Origin of the sequence: Rhodococcus artemisiae, from assembly GCF_036327795.1 — a bacterium.
GTDB classification, from domain to species: domain Bacteria; phylum Actinomycetota; class Actinomycetes; order Mycobacteriales; family Mycobacteriaceae; genus Rhodococcus; species Rhodococcus artemisiae.
On the sequence record NZ_JAUTXY010000015.1, the window covers coordinates 83,886 to 100,661 of the forward strand.

Genomic DNA, 16,776 nt, shown 5'->3' on the forward strand with positions numbered 1-16,776 from the left:
GCGCTACAGCCAGCCGAGCACCGTCGACGGGGACAACGCGACGGTGTCCTGAGGTAGCCGATCACGCAGACCACGATCGGCGGTCACCACCACCGTCACCGCCGGATCGAGCGCGGTCGCCGTGGTGGGAATTGTGGTCGCGGCAAGCCGCGCAAGTTCGTCGTCGCCGCTTCCGTCGGCCGTATGCACGTGGGTACGGGCATCGTCGACGACTGCTCTGCGCGCCTGCCCTTCGAGAACTGCCTCGACCCGCGACACCCACCCGAACGTTCCATCCGGGAGTTCGACGGTGCGCGGCAGGGACGCGGCGATGTCTGCGAGCAGCGCGCCGGTGGCGCCGGGCCGGTCGCGCCACCAGCCGGACGGCCCACTGGCCCCGAGCACGTTCGCGGTGTCGAGCAGCATCCGCACCGGGCGGGTGCGCAGCGCAGACCACGCCTCTGCGAATCCCGCGTGCAACGGCATCGATTCGACGTCGGACTCCGACACCCACCGCAGTTCGGTGCTCTCCCCGTTCATGGTGGTATCGAGCGGTGCGGGAGCGTCGGCGACGACGGTCGTGTAGGTCCAGGAACCAGGTGTTCCCGAGGTGATCCTCTCGGAACGCACCGCAACGGAATTGCTGTCGATGCCTGCTTCCTCGTGTGCCTCGCGTACGGCGGCGTCGACAGCGGATTCGTGACTGTCGCGTGCACCGCCGGGCAACGCCCAGGTTCCGCCCTGGTGGCTCCACGCCGCGCGAAGCTGAAGCAGTACCGAGGGGGTTCCGTCACTGCAGGGTGCACGCAGCAGCAGTCCCGCGGCGCCGTGCACACCCCATCGACGTCCTCCGTCGGGTCCTACGGCCCAGCCGTCCCCGTCACCGCGCATTGCTTCCGCCTTCCTGGCTCTCGACATCACGAGAGCACGACGTCCCGATTCATGTGTCGGGTTTCCGAGGTTCGGACTCCGAGGCTCGCGAACTCCGGAAGGAACTCCGACAATGTGGACGCCTGCCGATTCTCTCCATTCAACTTATATGCTCGCCACAATCAGGTTTTCCAGGAAGGGGCTCGCCGTGACTGTACGAGTGACCCCTCCGATCGATTCCGTCGGCGGTTCGGCACTGCCCGCAGAGGATTCCGAAGGGCCGGGCGGCCGGGTCGACGGCCTGCGGGAGCTGTTCCGCTCGACGCCCGCCAAATTGATCTCGCTGGGGTTGGTACTCGCGGTGCTGCTGGTGGTGTCGGGTACGGCATCCGCCCAGGTCGCGAGCAGCCGGAAGGCCACGCACGACCGGCTCCTCGCCACCACCGAGCCGCTTGCGAACGCCGCCCAGAATCTGTACAGCGCGTTGTCGATTGCCGATGCGGCAGCCGTCACCGGATTCATCTCGGGTGGGATCGAACCCGTCGAGGTCCGCGACCGCTATGTCGAGGCGATCGCGGAGGCCTCCGGAGAGCTCGTGGTCGCGGCGGCCGGCCTGGCAGAAGAAGACGAGTTCGGCGCCGCGAACATCGCGGTGATCGCGCGCCTGCTCCCCATGTACACGGGGTTGATCGAGACCGCACGCGCCAACAATCGGACCGGTAACCCGGTGGGTGCCGCCTACCTGACGGAAGCATCCAACATGATGCAGACGTCGATGCTCCCGGTGGCCCAGGAGCTCCACACGCAAGGTGAGACCGCGGTGAACTCGACCCAGCGGGCCGCGGTCGCTCCCCCCTGGAGTGCGATCGGCCTGCTCCTCGTCACCGTGGCCGCGTTGTGTGCTGCCCATGTCCTCATCAGCCGCAAGACCCGTCGCACGTTCAACCCCGGGCTGATCATCGCCATCGGCGCTACCGGAGCACTGCTGTGCTGGCTGCTGATAGCCGGGCTCGTGTCGTCCAATGCCACCGAACGCGCCATCGAACAGGGCGCGGAGCCGCTCGCCGATCTCACCGAGAGCCGGATCCTCGCACAACAGTCCCGCACAGCCGAAACGCTCCTGCTCGCGCGGCGCGATGTGACCGGCATGTACACCGGGGCATTCGACGAGACGATCACTCGACTCGGGGATCTCCTCGACCAGTACACATCGAACGGTGCGGTGGAGATCGGCACCGACGCGGCCGACCGGGCCGAAGCAGCCCGGACAGCATGGATCAACTCGCACGCACGGACCGTGGCGGCACTCGAGCGCGGCGATTACGCCGCTGCTGCCGTACTCGCCACCGGGCCCGGTCCCGACGAAGCGACCGCACAGTTCGCCCGTCTCGACACAGCGTTGGGCGAAGGAATCGAGGAAACCCGCAACGAACTTCGCGACAACGAGTTCCGAGCCTCGCGCACGTTGTCGGGTCTCGCACCCGTTGCGATCGCACTGATGGTGCTGTCTCTGATCAGTGTCATCATCGGGCTGTGGCCACGACTTCGGGAGTACCAGTGACCCGGCGACGCCAGGTGGGTCCCTGGCTCGCTGCCCTATGTGTTGCCGCAGCGGTGACGACGGGGTGTTCCGCCGAGGTACCGCCACGCGAGTCGACCACCGAAACCGCGACCGTCTCGCTGCCGATGCCCGAGGGCGCAGCCTTCGCTCCGTCGCCGACGGCGTTCCCCACCCCGCCGGAGTGCGGCGATCCCACCGCAAGTCTGCGTCCCACAGGCAACGAGACCGGACCTGCTCTCGACGCCATCTCGGCCCGTGGTCGTCTGATCGTCGGGCTCGACACCGGCAGCAACCTGATGAGCTACCGCGACCCCGCGACCGGTCGTATCGCCGGGTTCGACGTCGACATCGCCCGCGAGATCGCCCGCGACATCCTCGGCGACCCCGAGGCCGTGGAGTTCCGGATCCTGAACTCCGCGGAACGCGAGCGAGCCCTGCAGGACGGGACGGTCGACATCGTCGCGAAGACGATGAGTATCACCTGCGCACGACGCGAGCATGTGGACTTCTCGACGGTGTACTTCCTGGCCCAGCAGCGGGTACTCGTCGTCAAGGACTCCGACATCCGCAGCGCATCCGACCTCGCCGGTCGGCGCGTGTGTATCGCAGCCGGTACGACATCGCTGACCCGGATGCAGCAGCTGCAACCAGCGGCGTCGATCCTCACCGTTCCGTCGTGGGCGGACTGCCTCGTCGTCCTGCAGCAGCGACAGGTCGACGCGGTGTCCACCGACGACACGATCCTCGCCGGACTCGCCTCGCAGGACCCGTACCTCGAGCTCGTCGGCCCGTCGCTGGGTTCCGAGCCGTACGGCATCGGTATCCCCCGCGACCACGACGCCGTGGTGCGCGCCGTCAACGGCACCCTCGCGCGAATCCGTGCCGACGGCACGTGGACAGAGTTGTACGACCGGTACCTCCAGGTTCTCGGTCCGGCGCCCGCCCCACCGGCCCCGACGTACGTCGATCGAGGTAATCCATGACCGGCACCGAATCACCTGATGTCCCCGAAGAACCCGACTCCGGCCCCGTGACGCAGGCGGCCACCCCGGCAACCGAACGCAGTGCGACGGCAGCAGAGGGGTCGACCTCCGGCGCAGCATCGCCGCCTCCGACATCGTCACCCGGACATTCGACGCGACCGACACAACGGTCCGCTCCCGCCACACAGCGATCACCACTGCCCGATTCGGCACCACATGCGAGCACTCCGTCGCAACGGTCGTCGACACGGCGTTCACGCTCGCGCGGGCACCTGCGGCGACGGGTCGCGGATCTGGTCGAGGTCCCGGTACCCGCACCCATCGACCCGTCCTCCGCGATCCTGCGCAACCCCCATGTCGCCGAGGGGAAACGCTTCTGCTGGAAATGCGGTACCCCGGTAGGGCGCAGCACCCCGAAGGGCCCGGGTGCCACGTCCGGGAACTGCCCGAAATGTGGGTCACGCTTCGAGTTCACGCCCGCCTTGCAGCCGGGTGCGCTCGTCGCAGGTCAATACGAGGTACAGGGATGCATCGCACACGGCGGGCTCGGCTGGATCTACCTCGCGATCGACCGGAATGTCAGCGACCGGTGGGTCGTCCTCAAGGGACTTCTCCACAGCGGCGACGCGGAAGCCCAGGCGGTCGCGGTCGCGGAGAAGCAGTTCCTCGCCGAAGTGAGCCATCCGAGCATCGTCCGGATCTACAACTTCGTCGAACACCCGCAGCCCGACGGCACCCCGATGGGCTACATCGTCATGGAGTACGTGGGTGGTAACTCGCTCCGCGAGGTGCTCGGTACCTATCCCGACAAGCGGATGCCTGTCGAACAGGCCATCGGCTATCTCCTCGAGACGCTGCCCGCGCTCGGCTACCTGCACGAGATCGGGTTGGTCTACAACGACCTCAAACCCGAGAACATCATGGTCACCGACGAGCAGCTCAAGCTCATCGATCTCGGTGCCGTCGCGGGAATCGAGGACTACGGGTACCTGTACGGCACGCCCGGCTACCAGGCACCGGAGATCGCACGGACCGGGCCGACCGTGGCCAGCGACATCTACACCGTCGGGCGTACCCTCGCGGTGCTCACCCTCGACATGCCCTCCGACAAGGGCCGCTATCTCGACGGACTTCCCACACCCGTCGACGCGCCGCTCCTCGCCGAGCACGACTCGTTCCACCGGCTGTTGCTGCGCGCCACCGATCCCGACCCGAATCAGCGTTTCGCGTCGGCCGACGAGCTCGCGGGCCAGCTGACCGGAGTTCTGCGAGAAATCCTGTCGCAGAAGAGCGGCACCGAACACCCGGGTCTGTCGCGCATGTTCAGTCCCCCGCGCACCACCTTCGGGACCGACGAGGCGGTCGCGCAGACCGATGTGTATGTCGACGGGGTCGACCGGGACTCCACGATCGAAGCGAGCGATGTGGCTGCGGCACTTCCCGTTCCGCTACTCGATCCGAACGATCCGAGCGCGGCACTGCTCGCCGCTGCAGTCCACAGTGAACCGCAACAGACCCTCGACTCACTGCGGCACGCCCGCGAGAGCGGGATCGAGCGCGTCGTCGGGAGCGCGGGTGTGGCCTTCTCCCGCGAACTCACACTCGCCGAGACACGCGCCTATCTCGATCTCGGGGAAGCCGAACACGCCGTCGAGGTCCTCCAACGTCTGGAGAACGAAATCGGCTCCGACTGGCGCATCGACTGGTACGCGGGACTCGCGTCGGTGCTCATGGAGGAACTCGAGGTTGCGTTCGGACGATTCGAGAAGGTGATCGAGGCGTTGCCGGGTGAGCTGGCACCCAAGCTCGCGCTGGCCGCCACCTCCGAGTTGATCCTTCAGCATTGGGAGAGCGACGACCCGTCCGCGTGGCGACGATTCTGCGAGGAGTCCTATCGCACTGTGTGGCGCACAGACCACAACATCGTCAGTGCCGCATTCGGTTTGGCGCGTCAACTCACCGCGCGCGCAAACCTCACCTCGGCGGTGGAGATCCTCGATCAGGTGCCGGCCACGTCACGTCATCACAGCGCAGCGAACATGACGAGCACGCTGATCCTGTTGCGGGACGGCGACATCGAGTCGGTCACCGAATCCGACCTCCGAGAAGCGGCGCGCCGGGTGTCCGCTCTACCGCCGGATGAGGGACGCGCCCTTCAGATGGAAGCGCTCGTGCTCAGCACCGCGCTCGAGTGGGTGCGCGCCGGCCACAGCTCCCGGCACGAACACACCCGTTTCCTGGACGTTCCGTTCACCGAGCGGGGATTGCGACGAGGCACCGAGGCCGCGTTGCGTCAACTGGCGAGACAGGCGCCGGCGCGCATGCATCGCTATACGCTCGTCGACCTCGCCAACGCCATCCGGCCCCGGAGCCTCCTGTAGTCCTCGCGCGGAACATCGGATCAGGCGAAAGCGACAGCGGCCCGCGCGATGGCGAGCTCCTCATCGGTGGGGATCACGAGCACCTCGACCTGCGAGTCGTCGGCGGAGATTCGACGCTCACCGCCACCGGATGCCTCGTTGCGCTCCGGATCCACCACGATGCCGAGCCGTTCCATGCCGGCGAGACTGTCGCGGCGGACGTCGATGTTGTTCTCCCCCACCCCGCCGGTGAAGACGATCGTGTCGATTCCGCCGAGGATCGCCAGATAGGCACCGATGTACTTCTTCAGACGGTGCACATACACGTCGTAGGCAAGTTTCGCGTCGGCGTCGCCGTCGGCTATCAGCGCGAGAAGGGCCCGGAAGTCGTTGACACCCGAGAGTCCCTTCAACCCCGAACCGCGGTTGAGGAGACGGTCGATCTCGTCGACGTCCATCCCGGCGGCCCGGTTGAGATGCATCAGGACACCGGGGTCGATGTCGCCGCTGCGCGTGCCCATCACGAGCCCTTCGAGGGGGGTCAGACCCATCGACGTGTCGAGCGGGCGGCCACCGGCGATCGCCGACGCCGACGCACCGTTCCCGAGGTGCAGCACCACCTGATTCAACTCACCGTAGTCACGGCGCAGGAACGCGGCGGCACGATTCGAGACGTACTCGTGCGACGTCCCATGGAATCCGTAGCGGCGAATACCGTTCTCCCGCGCGATGTCCCGGTCGATCGCGTAGGTCGCCGCAGCGGGCGGCAGCGAATGAAAGAACGCGGTGTCGAACACTCCCACATGCGGGACGTCGGGTAGCTCTTCGCGGGCCACCTCCATGCCGATGACGTTCGCCGGATTGTGCAGGGGCGCGAGCACCGAGAGGTCGGAGACGGCCTGCACCACCGAGTCGTCGATGAGCGTCGGCTTGTAGAATCGGTCGCCTCCGTGGACGAGTCGATGGCCGACTGCGACGATCCCGACCTCTTCGAGCGGACGACCGAGCCCTTCGAGCATCTCGAGTACCTTGCGCAGACCGGTCCGGTGATCGGGGATCTCCCCGAGGTGCTCCTCTGTTCCCGTGGTGTGGTGGAAGATGATCCGCCCGTCGGGTTCACCGATCCGTTCGATGAGTCCGTGTGCCGGTGCGTCGGCCGTCTCGGGGTCGATGAGTTGGAATTTGATCGACGACGATCCCGAATTGAGCACGAGGACGGTCCCTGCCGTCAGCGGGTTCGGAGCACTCACTGGGCATCTCCCTGGGCTTGGATTGCGGTGATCGCCACGGTGTTGACGATGTCCTGGATGAGCGCACCGCGCGACAGGTCGTTGACGGGCTTGTTCAGACCCTGGAGCACGGGGCCGACAGCGACCGCACCGGCGCTGCGCTGCACCGCCTTGTAGGTGTTGTTGCCGGTGTTCAGGTCGGGGAAGATGAAAACGGTCGCCTTTCCCGCCACGGCGGAGTCGGGAAGTTTCGTGCTGGCCACCGACGGCTCGATCGCGGCATCGTACTGAATCGGCCCTTCCACCGGCAGGTCCGGTCGCCGTTCTCGTACGAGAGCAGTTGCTGTGCGGACCTTGTCGACGTCTGCGCCCGATCCGGACTCGCCGGTCGAGTACGAGAGCATCGCGATGCGCGGTTCGATACCGAATCGCGCCGCGGTGGTCGCCGACGAGATCGCGATGTCGGCGAGCTGATCGGCGGTCGGGTCGGGCACCACGGCGCAATCGCCGTAGGCGAGTACGCGATCCGACAGGCACATCAGGAAGATGCTCGACACCGTCGAGACGCCCGGTTCGGTCTTGATGATCTCGAAGGAGGGCCGGATCGTGTGCGCGGTGGTGTGCGCGGCACCGGACACCATGCCATCAGCGATCCCGAGGTGCACCATCATCGTGGCGAAATACGATATATCGCCCATAATTTCGCGCGCCCGCTCGACGGTCATGCCTTTGTGCGCCCGCAGCCGCGTGTACTCCTCGGCGAACGTGTCGATGTGCGCGGATCTGCGCGGATCGTCGATTTTCGCCGCCGAGATGTCGATGCCGAGTTCGGCGGCTCGCTGACGCACCGCGGTCTCGTCACCGAGAATGGTCAGGTCGGCGATGCGTCGCTGCAGGACCCGTCCCGCGGCGCGCAGAATCCGGTCGTCATCGCCCTCGGGCAGCACGATGTGACGTCGCTGTTCGCGTGCCCGATCGACGAGCTGATATTCGAACATCTGCGGGGTCGTCACCGAGGGACGCGGCAGCCGCAGTCGTTCGAGCAATTCCGACGCATCCACATGCTGCTCCATCAACGCGAGCGCGGTCTCGATTTTGCGCTGCGCCGAGAGCGCCATGCGTCCTCGTGTGCGGTCGGCCGCCGACGCTGTATCGAAGGTGCCCAGCCCGGTGGTGAGGATCGGCAGGCTCGGCTTGAGACCCGCGACGAGCTGCGCGATGGCCGGGTGCGGCAGCAGCCCACCGTTCATGATGATGCCTGCGAGCGTCGGGAATCCTTCTGCTGCATTGGCATTGACGAGCGCGAGTATGACGTCCGTCCGGTCGGCGGGCACGATCACCACGACGCCTTCGGTGAGGCGTTCGAGGATGTGCTCGGCTGTCATACCGCCGACCATGATGCGCAGCACTTCGCGCTGCAGCAGGTCGGAGTCACCGCTGTAGAGTTCACCGTTGATGGCGGTCAGCAATTCACCCATCGTCGGAGCCATCAGAATCGGGGTTTCGGGCAGCGCCCACACGGTTTCGGTGCGGTCGGCGAGCGCCGCCGTGACATCCTCGAGTCGGTCCGGATCGCAACGGTTGACGACGGTTCCGCCGAGGTGGGCGTGGTGCGCCGACAGTTCGTGCGCACACACCGCGGCAATCTGGGCGACCTCGTCGGGGGTACGCCCCGCACCGCGCAGGACGAGCAGGACGGGTGCGTCGAGATTCGCGGCGATCCGCGCGTTGTACGACAACTCGCTGGGGTTCGTGATCTCGGTGAAGTCGCTGCCGACGATGACGACGGCGTCGCACCGATCAGCGACGAAATGGTACTTGGTGACGATGTCGCTGAGCGCCGCTTCAGGGTCCGCATGGACATCGTCGTACGTGACGCCGATACAGTCGTCGTAGTCGAGGTCGACGGTGGTGTATTCGAGGAGAAGTTCGAGGATGTAGTCCGTGTCGCTGTCGGAGCGGGCGATGGGCCGGAACACCCCGACGCGTGCGGTGGAGGCGCACAACATCTGCAGTACGCCCAGCGCAACGGCTGATTTCCCGGTGTCACCCTCGGGGGCCGCGATGTAGATGCTCGACACTGACCCTACGTTGGCGCTCATGGATCTCACCCTAATGCGGGCCGCACAGACGCGCGGCGCGGCCCGCATGATCCGAACTCAGTCGAGGGCGCGCAGCCGCGGAGCCAGATCCCGCTCGAACAACTCCAGAAACCGCCGCTGATCATGACCCGGCGCATGAAACACCAAATGATTCAACCCCGCATCCACATACGCCCTCACCAACTCCACCGCCTCATCCGGATCCGACGCCACAATCCACCGCTTCGCCACCTGCTCGATCGGCAACGCATCCGCCGCCGCCTCCATCTCCACCGGATCCTCGATACTGTGCTTCTGCTCCGCCGACAACGACAACGGCGCCCAGAACCGCGTATTCTCCAACGCCCGATCACGATCCGTGTCATACGAAATCTTGATCTCGATCATCCTGTCGATCCCCGCCACCTCACGCCCGACCTTCCCCGCACCCTCGGCCACCGCAGGCAACAACTTGTCGGTATAAAGCTCCATCCCCTTACCCGACGTACAGATGAACCCATCCCCCGCCCGACCCGCATACCGCGCCACCACCGGACCACCCGCCGCCACATACACCGGAACACCACCATCGGGCACGTCATAAATCGACGCCCCCACCGTGTTGTAGAACTCCCCCGCGAAATCCGTCCGCTCCCCCGACCACAACGCCCGCATCAACCGCACCGACTCACGAAGACGCGCGAACCGCTCCTTGAACTCCGGCCACTGCCCCTCATAACCCGTCGCGATCTCATTGAGCGCCTCACCGGTCCCCACACCCAGAAACACCCGACCCGGATACAGACACCCCATCGTCGCGAACGCCTGCGCAATCACCGCCGGGTTGTACCGGAACGTCGGCGTCAGCACCGAGGTCCCCAACTGCAACCGCTCGGTACGCTCACCCACCGCAGTGATCCACGCCAACGAAAACGGCGCATGACCACCGTTGTGCCGCCACGGCTGGAAATGATCCGACACCGTCGCCGAATCCATCCCGTGCGCCTCGGCGAGCACCCCGAGTTCCACCAGTTCACGTGGACCGAACTGCTCGGCCGATGCCTTGTATCCCAACTTCAGAGCCTGTGCCACCGGTGTCTCCTACCGTCGTCGTCTGCTGTTGCGTCGAGTATGCCCAGCGCCCGCACGGATGTCCGCCCACGAGCGGGAGGTTATGTGCGGAGGCGGGCAGCATCTCGCACACAACCTCCCGATCGATCAGAGCGAAGCCCGGCTCGACGCAGCGCCTGCCCAACCCTGTCAACGAGGACCTCTGTTCGGCGATAGAGCAGATCTGCCCCTACACGGATCACCGTCCACCCCATCTCTGGCAGCACCGTATATCGCTCGATGTCGCGCGTGCGCTGGCTCGGGTCCGTCCAATGATGCGCGCCGTCGTACTCGACGAGAACACGCCATTGCCTCCAACCCAAGTCGGCGCGGGCGACGAAGCGGTCGCCGTCGAACACCTCGATCTGGGTTTCGGGCGTCGGAAACCCGGCACGGATGAGCAGCAGTCGCGTGTGAGTCTCGGGCGGTGAGGCAGCTCCACCGTCCACGAGTCCGAGGATGCGCTCCACCTGGGCCGCACCACGAGCACCTCGGTGCCGAGCCGCGTGTGCCGTGATCTCCCGAGCCTTCAGCCCGGTCGCGTGGCACAACGCATCGAGGATCTCTATGCGTCGGCCGACGTCGCCGCCACTCCGCGCGATATCGAAGCCGGTACGAGCCGTCGTCGTCACCACCATCTCGTCGACGACGCAGGACTCCACATCCTGAGCTGTTCGAACGATGATTCCCGGCACCGCACGTACATGACCGTCCCTGACGATCTCGGCCGAAGCGGACGGATCCAGCCATCGAGTTCCATGCACGGCTTCCGCTGATGTCCCCGCGAGGATCCCGCAACCGCGGGACCACAGCCACGCAGCCTTTGCCCGAAGCAGCGCGGTCGGCTCGACACCCGGTTCGATGTAGACGTCACGATGAAGCCGTACGAAATGACGGGCGAGACGATGCCTCGTCAGCACTCCCGTCGCGACCGCCTCCGTCCCTCTGAACGGCTCGTCGAAATCCATCATCAGACCAGAGTGCATGTGCTCGAGACGGGACGAAACGGGTTGCGTGCCAATGTGCATAAGTCTGAGAGTTGTCCACAGACGGCCCCCGGCTGTTGCGGATTCGAGCGGGAGGCTGTAGATGCCTCTCTGCGAGTGAGCCGCGCAGAATCTCCCGGTCGTGGCGGATTAGACTCCCCTCGGTGACCCCGCTCGAACTGTTTCTCATCGCCCTTGCCGGGCTGGGAGCCGGCGCGATCAATTCGCTCGTCGGCTCCGGCACCCTCATCACGTTTCCCACGCTGATCGCCTTCGGTGTACCGCCCGTGACCGCGACGATGTCCAATGCGATCGGCCTGGTCGCGGGCGGAGTGTCGGGAACCTGGGGGTACCGGAAGGAACTGAGGGGCCAGTGGCCGCGGCTGCGCTGGCAGATCCCTGCGTCCTTCGCAGGCGCTCTCCTCGGTGCGTGGTTGCTGCTGCACCTGCCCGAGACCGTGTTCGAAACAGTCGTCCCGGTTCTGCTGATCCTGGCGCTGCTTCTCGTCGTATTTCAGCCGAAGATCCAGAAGTGGGTCCTGCAACGCACCGGGGACAACGCCGACGGCGACCTCGGTCCGGTGCGCACGACCCTGCTGATCGTCGGCACCTTCGCCGTCGGCATCTACGGGGGCTACTTCACCGCAGCTCAGGGCATCCTGCTGATGGGACTCTTCGGCGCGTTGCTGCAGGACCACATCCAACGACAGAACGCAGCGAAGAACCTTCTGTCACTGGTCGTCAACATCGTCGCCGCGTCAGCGTACGTCCTCGTCGCGTTCGACCGGATCAACTGGACCGTCGCCGCCCTCATCGCGGTCGGATCACTCATCGGCGGGTGGCTGGGCTCCCACTACGGTCGGCGTCTGTCGCCCGTCGCACTGCGCACGGTGATCGTCGTGGTCGGCCTGATCGGCCTGTATCGGCTGCTCGCCTGACATTCCGATGAGAGACTGAGCGGGTGAGTTCGGATGACGACCCTGCCACCGCACCTGTCTGGAACTACCTCATGGACATGGACGGCGTCCTCGTACACGAGGACGCACTGATTCCCGGCGCCGACGCGCTCCTCGCAGAGCTCCGCGCGAACGAGATTCCGTTCATGGTGCTGACCAACAATTCGATCCGCACGCCGCGCGACCTGAGGGCGCGGCTCCTGAGAACGGGCCTCGATGTGCCCGAGGATTCCATCTGGACGTCGGCCCTGGCCACCGCGACATTCCTCGCCAATCAACGTCCCGGCGGAAGCGCCTATGTCGTCGGTGAATCAGGCCTGACGACGGCGTTGCACGACATCGGTTATGTGCTGACCGACAGCGACCCCGACTATGTGGTGCTCGGCGAGACCCGAACGTACTCGTTCGAGGCGATCACCACCGCGATCCGGCTCGTCGAACGCGGTGCGCGGTTCATCGCGACCAACCCCGACCCGACGGGCCCGTCGCCCGAGGGGTCTCTGCCCGCCACCGGTTCGGTCGCTGCGCTGATCACCCGTGCCACCGGCCGCAACCCGTACTTCGTCGGTAAGCCCAACGCTCTGATGATGCGCTCGGCGCTGCGGGCGATCGGCGCGCACTCGGAACACACACTCATGATCGGCGACCGCATGGACACCGACATCGTCTGCGGTCTCGAAGCCGGGCTCCAGACGTTGCTCGTGCTCACCGGAATCAGCACTCACGCATCGGTGGAGATGTATCCCTACCGCCCGACGCGGATCATCGACTCGGTCGCCGATCTGGTCGGCCGCACCGGCAACCCGTTCTGACTCGGCCACGAACAGGTATCCGGCTCAAGCCTTTTCACGCCGGCGCCAGGCAGCCGAACCGCAGGGTCAGCGAATGATCTTGCCTCGGCGGTACTCGTGGCCACCCCACACGCCGGACTGCTTGTCCTCGGCAGCGTAGGTGCGGCAGGCATCGAGGATCGGGCATCGGGCACACACGCGGGCTGCGTAGTCGAAGTCCTCGCTCGGGTCCGGAAACCACCGATCGGGGTGTGCGTCACCGCGGCATGCGGCGACGTCCCAGTCGGGGGCGTCGTAGGTGGGAGCAAGCAGGTCTGCCAAAGTCATGGTCATCGGGTCTGTCTCCTTCCGGGCCGTCGCGGCACAGGTGTGTCCCACACAGGCAGCGGGGACGTCATGTCCTTCTGGGATTGCACATTCTCGAAGAGTGAACGGCCCGGGGTGTCACCGTGAGGAGACTGCGAACCCGGGGCGCACACACCCCGGGAATCGGGATGTCAGCAGCTGAATCCGGTTGGTCGACCGGACTTTTCGACTTCATGGCCGAGGAGTCGGATCATCGATCGCGATCCGTTCCACAGATATGGACTGGTACGCATCCGGGTCCTCCTCTCCATGTTCTGCCTGCTGGCACCGAGGATCCAGTGTGCCACGATTCGAGGCCGGAAACTAGGAAATGTGGCCCACGTCCAATTTGTGTGCGTCGCGTGTCAGCGCAGCCGCATCGGGATGCCCGCGACGACCAGCGTCACCGAATCCGACACGGACGCAACCGACGCGTTGAGCCGGCCGAGCAGATCACGGAACAATCGCCCGGAAGCGGTGGCAGGCACCACGCCGCTGCCCACCTCGTTGCTCACCGCAACTACGGGAACACGACACGCTTTCCACGCGTCGAGCAGCTCGTCGATGTCGGCGTCGACGGCCGCGACATCTCCGCCGTTCCACACATCGTGCACGTCGAGTCGCGCGGTCAGCCACGTGCCGAGGCAGTCGATCAGCAGCGGCTCGGTGGCCTCACGCAACGCCTGGGCGACGTCGGCTGTTTCGATCGTCACCCACGTCTCGGGTCGCCGCTCACGATGCAGCGCGACACGGCGTGCCCATTCCTCGTCCCCTTCGCGAGTGCCCCCGGTCGCGACATATGTCACCGATTCGTATGCCGCGGACAGTTCCTCCGCGTGACGCGACTTACCCGAGCGAACCCCGCCCAGCACGAGAGTGCGGGAACCCGACGATCCTGACGATCCGGATCCCATGTCCAGTACCTCCCCATCGGTTCCCGGGCGGGCACCGCAATGCCGCAACCGTTCACGAAGCCGAGCGATCGGCGGGTTGTGATGTCCCAGATGCACCGCGACGACATCCGTCGAGTCCACCACGGCGCCGCATCCGCGCAGAGCCTCGACGGTCTCCGCGAATTCGGGCAGACCCAGGTGGCCCGAAGACAGGTCGGTTCGGTCGCCGAACGTCTCCTCCAGGAATACCGCATCGAACGCGGCGGCACGCACCGCGTCGAACCAGGACACCGTCAGCGGTCCGGTGTCGCAGGCCCACAGGATCCGCGATCCGTCGGGCCCCGTGACGTCGTACAGTACGGCATCTCCGTCGCGGAACACCCTGTGCTGCGCCGGTAGTACTCGCACCGTGTATTCACCGACCGGCAGTTCGTCGCCCGCCACCACCGGTACGAACCGGACCGGATCGTCGGGCCCGACCCACGGCCGGCACACGTCGAGGGCGTCCGACGGGCCGATCACGTCGAGGGTGTGCCCCGTGTCGACCCACGATCGGAACAGCAGAGCCTGCGGGCCCAGGTGATCCGTGTGCGCGTGGGTGAGCAGGATGTGGCGCACATCCGCGAGGGTCCGGCCGAACCGGACCGCCGCGCGCGGCGCCTCCGGCCCGCAGTCGAGCATCAGCACGTCGTCGACCATTGCGGCCGTCTGACCGCGAATCTCGTGCCGGTCCGCCGCATCCACACACGAACGGCACCGACAGAACGGATTGGGCCACCCATCTGCAGCACCGGTGCCCAGCAGCAGTACTTCCATCACGGCTCCTGTGATTCGACGGGTTCGGGCCGGTCACGCAAGGGCAGCACCGCACGGCCGGCAGGTCGGTCCAGTACCTCGACGCGGGCACCGTAGATCTCGGCGATGCGCTCGACGGTGAGCACGTCCGCGGGCAGTCCGTCGGCGACGATCCGCCCTCGATCCAGCAGCACCAGCCGTTCGCCGTACTGACTCGCCGACGTCAGGTCGTGCATCGCCGCGATCACCGTCAACTCTCCTTCACGGCGCATCGAGTCGACGAGGTCGAGCACCTGCTGCTGATGTCCGATGTCCAGGGCACTGGTGGGCTCGTCCAGCAGCAGGACCTGCGGTTGCTGTGCGAGCGCTCGCGCCAGCACGACCCGTTGTAGTTCGCCACCCGACAGCGCGGTCGCGAGCCGCGACGCGAAGTCCTCGAGTTCGAGCCGCGTGATGACCCGCTCGACGATCTCGCGGTCGCGCGGGGTTTCGCTCCCGAAGCGGGGAATGTGGGGGGTGCGGCCGAGATGGATCAGCTCGCGCACGGTGACACCCTCGGGAACGATGGGTCGCTGAGGCATCAGTGCGACCGCGCGCGCGACTGCACGACGCCCCGAGCGGTGCGGCGTCACCCCCGCGACCTGTACGTCGCCGTCCGCCGACACCAGTCCCGCGAGCGAGTGCAGCAGCGTGGTCTTGCCCGATCCGTTGGGTCCCACGAGCGACACCCACTCCCCCGCTCCGACGACGAGATCGACGTCGTGCAGCACCTGCACGCCGCCGCGCTCCGCGCACAGGCCGCGGCAGGTCACCCCGTTCATGCAACACCTCGGCTCCGCCGCAGCACGACGAGGAAGAACGGCGCGCCGATCGCCGCGGTCACGACACCGATCGGCAGTTCGGCCGGGGACATCACGGTGCGGGCCAGGACATCGGCGAGAACGAGGAACGCGGCGCCGACCATCAGCGACAACGGCAACAGCAGGCGATGCCCCGGGCCGATCAGCAACCGCACAGCGTGGGGAATGACGATGCCGACGAACCCGATCAGGCCGCTGGCCGAGACGACGGCGGCGGTGCCGAGCGTCGCGATACACACCAGGATCAGCCGGACCCGGGCCGGGTTGATGCCGAGGCTCGAGGCTTCGACATCGCCGACCGACATGACGTCCAGGGTGCGTCGGTGCAGCATGATCACGACCACCGAGACGATGACGTACGGCAGCACGGTCCGCACATCGGACCAGCCGTCCGTCGCCAGGCGTCCGAGCATCCACGAATAGACCTGCCGCAGCGTGTCGTCGTGGAGTTGCATGAAGAAGGTCTGAATGGCGTTGGCGAACGCCGCAACCGCAACCCCGGCGAGGATGATGATCACCTCGGTGCGGCTGCCCCCGACGGTGCGCCCGAGGGCGTAGGTCGCGCCGACCGCGAGCATCCCGCCCGCGAACGCAGCGACGGGGACCCCGGCGAATCCGGCTGCTCCACCCACGACTATCGCGAGTGTTGCACCGAGACCCGCACCGCTCGACACACCGAGGAGGTACGGGTCGGCGAGCGGATTACGGAAGACACCCTGGTAGGCGGCGCCGGCGACCGCCAGCATCGCGCCCACGATCACGCCGAGCACCACCCGCGGCATCCGAATGTTCCACAGGATCGCCTGCTGTCGCGTGGTCAGACCCGACTCGACGTCGACGAACGGAACCTTGTCGAGCACGTCGAGCAACACTGCCCTCGGGGTGAGCCCGGCCGGTCCGACGAGGATCCCGACGAGCATCGCCGCGAAGAGGGCGATCACCGCGCCACCCAGCACGAGTGCGCGGCGGCGCGAGGT

At 66.5% G+C, this 16,776-nt stretch carries 14 protein-coding genes; 5 read left to right on the forward strand and 9 right to left on the reverse strand.

What is annotated here, in order from left to right:
* Window positions 1–3: 3 nt before the first annotated feature.
* On the reverse strand, window positions 4–870 hold the full coding sequence (locus tag Q7514_RS25785; RefSeq protein WP_330136112.1) for an NUDIX hydrolase: 867 nt from the start codon (window positions 868–870) through the stop codon (window positions 4–6).
* 187 nt (window positions 871–1,057) lie between these two features.
* On the opposite strand from Q7514_RS25785, the gene Q7514_RS25790 reads away from it, so the two are divergent.
* The 3 genes from Q7514_RS25790 to Q7514_RS25800 are packed head-to-tail and all read left to right on the forward strand — an operon-like array spanning window position 1,058 to window position 5,774.
* Complete coding sequence (locus Q7514_RS25790) at window positions 1,058–2,410, forward strand: hypothetical protein (RefSeq protein WP_330136113.1); 1,353 nt, start codon at window positions 1,058–1,060, stop codon at window positions 2,408–2,410.
* Window positions 2,407–3,393: a glutamate ABC transporter substrate-binding protein gene (locus Q7514_RS25795; RefSeq protein ID WP_330136114.1), complete on the forward strand. Its 987-nt coding sequence runs from the start codon at window positions 2,407–2,409 to the stop codon at window positions 3,391–3,393. Before Q7514_RS25790 ends, Q7514_RS25795 begins: the two co-directional genes overlap by 4 nt.
* A complete protein-coding gene (locus tag Q7514_RS25800; protein WP_330136115.1) occupies window positions 3,390–5,774 on the forward strand; it encodes a serine/threonine-protein kinase in 2,385 nt (794 codons plus the stop codon). The genes Q7514_RS25795 and Q7514_RS25800 overlap by 4 nt, the downstream gene beginning before the upstream one ends.
* Window positions 5,775–5,794: 20 nt before the next feature.
* Here Q7514_RS25800 and Q7514_RS25805 read toward each other — a convergent pair whose 3' ends face one another.
* The 4 genes from Q7514_RS25805 to Q7514_RS25820 form a co-directional block, all read right to left on the reverse strand.
* On the reverse strand, window positions 5,795–6,985 hold the full coding sequence (locus Q7514_RS25805; protein WP_330136216.1) for an acetate kinase: 1,191 nt from the start codon (window positions 6,983–6,985) through the stop codon (window positions 5,795–5,797).
* 14 nt (window positions 6,986–6,999) lie between these two features.
* A complete protein-coding gene (gene pta, locus Q7514_RS25810; RefSeq protein ID WP_330136116.1) occupies window positions 7,000–9,084 on the reverse strand; it encodes a phosphate acetyltransferase in 2,085 nt (694 codons plus the stop codon).
* A 57-nt stretch (window positions 9,085–9,141) separates the two neighbouring features.
* Window positions 9,142–10,155 carry a glucose-6-phosphate dehydrogenase (coenzyme-F420) gene (gene fgd / locus Q7514_RS25815; RefSeq protein WP_330136117.1) on the reverse strand — a complete coding sequence of 338 codons (1,014 nt, stop codon included), beginning with the start codon at window positions 10,153–10,155 and terminating at the stop codon, window positions 9,142–9,144.
* Between the two features lie 80 nt (window positions 10,156–10,235).
* The gene (locus Q7514_RS25820; protein ID WP_330136118.1) at window positions 10,236–11,144 is read right to left on the reverse strand and encodes an endonuclease domain-containing protein; all 909 of its coding nucleotides are present in this window, start codon (window positions 11,142–11,144) and stop codon (window positions 10,236–10,238) included.
* Between the two features lie 179 nt (window positions 11,145–11,323).
* On the opposite strand from Q7514_RS25820, the gene Q7514_RS25825 reads away from it, so the two are divergent.
* Entirely contained in the window at window positions 11,324–12,097 is a 774-nt protein-coding gene (locus Q7514_RS25825) for a sulfite exporter TauE/SafE family protein (RefSeq protein WP_330136119.1), read from the forward strand.
* A 71-nt stretch (window positions 12,098–12,168) separates the two neighbouring features.
* Window positions 12,169–12,927 (forward strand): HAD-IIA family hydrolase, encoded by a 759-nt coding sequence (locus tag Q7514_RS25830; RefSeq protein WP_330136217.1) that lies wholly within the window; start codon window positions 12,169–12,171, stop codon window positions 12,925–12,927.
* Window positions 12,928–12,993: 66 nt separating this feature from the next.
* On the opposite strand, the gene Q7514_RS25835 is transcribed toward Q7514_RS25830, so the two are convergent.
* The 4 genes from Q7514_RS25835 to Q7514_RS25850 form a co-directional block, all read right to left on the reverse strand.
* Entirely contained in the window at window positions 12,994–13,239 is a 246-nt protein-coding gene (locus tag Q7514_RS25835; RefSeq protein WP_330136120.1) for a WhiB family transcriptional regulator, read from the reverse strand.
* A 377-nt stretch (window positions 13,240–13,616) separates the two neighbouring features.
* A complete protein-coding gene (gene cobU / locus Q7514_RS25840) occupies window positions 13,617–14,960 on the reverse strand; it encodes a bifunctional adenosylcobinamide kinase/adenosylcobinamide-phosphate guanylyltransferase (RefSeq protein WP_330136121.1) in 1,344 nt (447 codons plus the stop codon).
* Window positions 14,960–15,760: an ABC transporter ATP-binding protein gene (locus tag Q7514_RS25845; RefSeq protein ID WP_330136122.1), complete on the reverse strand. Its 801-nt coding sequence runs from the start codon at window positions 15,758–15,760 to the stop codon at window positions 14,960–14,962. The genes cobU and Q7514_RS25845 overlap by 1 nt, the downstream gene beginning before the upstream one ends.
* A complete protein-coding gene (locus Q7514_RS25850) occupies window positions 15,757–16,719 on the reverse strand; it encodes a FecCD family ABC transporter permease (protein ID WP_330136218.1) in 963 nt (320 codons plus the stop codon). The genes Q7514_RS25845 and Q7514_RS25850 overlap by 4 nt, the downstream gene beginning before the upstream one ends.
* Window positions 16,720–16,776 lie beyond the last annotated feature (57 nt).

What these genes read in the sequence shown, in the direction of transcription:
- Q7514_RS25785 (WP_330136112.1), bottom strand. Translation starts at nt 870, where the DNA reads ATGCGCGGTGACGGGGACGGCTGGGCCGTAGGACCCGACGGAGGACGT.
- Q7514_RS25800 (WP_330136115.1), top strand. Translation starts at nt 3,390, where the DNA reads ATGACCGGCACCGAATCACCTGATGTCCCCGAAGAACCCGACTCCGGC.
- pta (WP_330136116.1), bottom strand. Translation starts at nt 9,084, where the DNA reads ATGAGCGCCAACGTAGGGTCAGTGTCGAGCATCTACATCGCGGCCCCC.
- Q7514_RS25820 (WP_330136118.1), bottom strand. Translation starts at nt 11,144, where the DNA reads ATGATGGATTTCGACGAGCCGTTCAGAGGGACGGAGGCGGTCGCGACG.
- Q7514_RS25830 (WP_330136217.1), top strand. Translation starts at nt 12,169, where the DNA reads ATGGACATGGACGGCGTCCTCGTACACGAGGACGCACTGATTCCCGGC.
- Q7514_RS25835 (WP_330136120.1), bottom strand. Translation starts at nt 13,239, where the DNA reads ATGACCATGACTTTGGCAGACCTGCTTGCTCCCACCTACGACGCCCCC.
- cobU (WP_330136121.1), bottom strand. Translation starts at nt 14,960, where the DNA reads ATGGAAGTACTGCTGCTGGGCACCGGTGCTGCAGATGGGTGGCCCAAT.
- Q7514_RS25845 (WP_330136122.1), bottom strand. Translation starts at nt 15,760, where the DNA reads ATGAACGGGGTGACCTGCCGCGGCCTGTGCGCGGAGCGCGGCGGCGTG.
- Q7514_RS25850 (WP_330136218.1), bottom strand. Translation starts at nt 16,719, where the DNA reads ATGCTCGTCGGGATCCTCGTCGGACCGGCCGGGCTCACCCCGAGGGCA.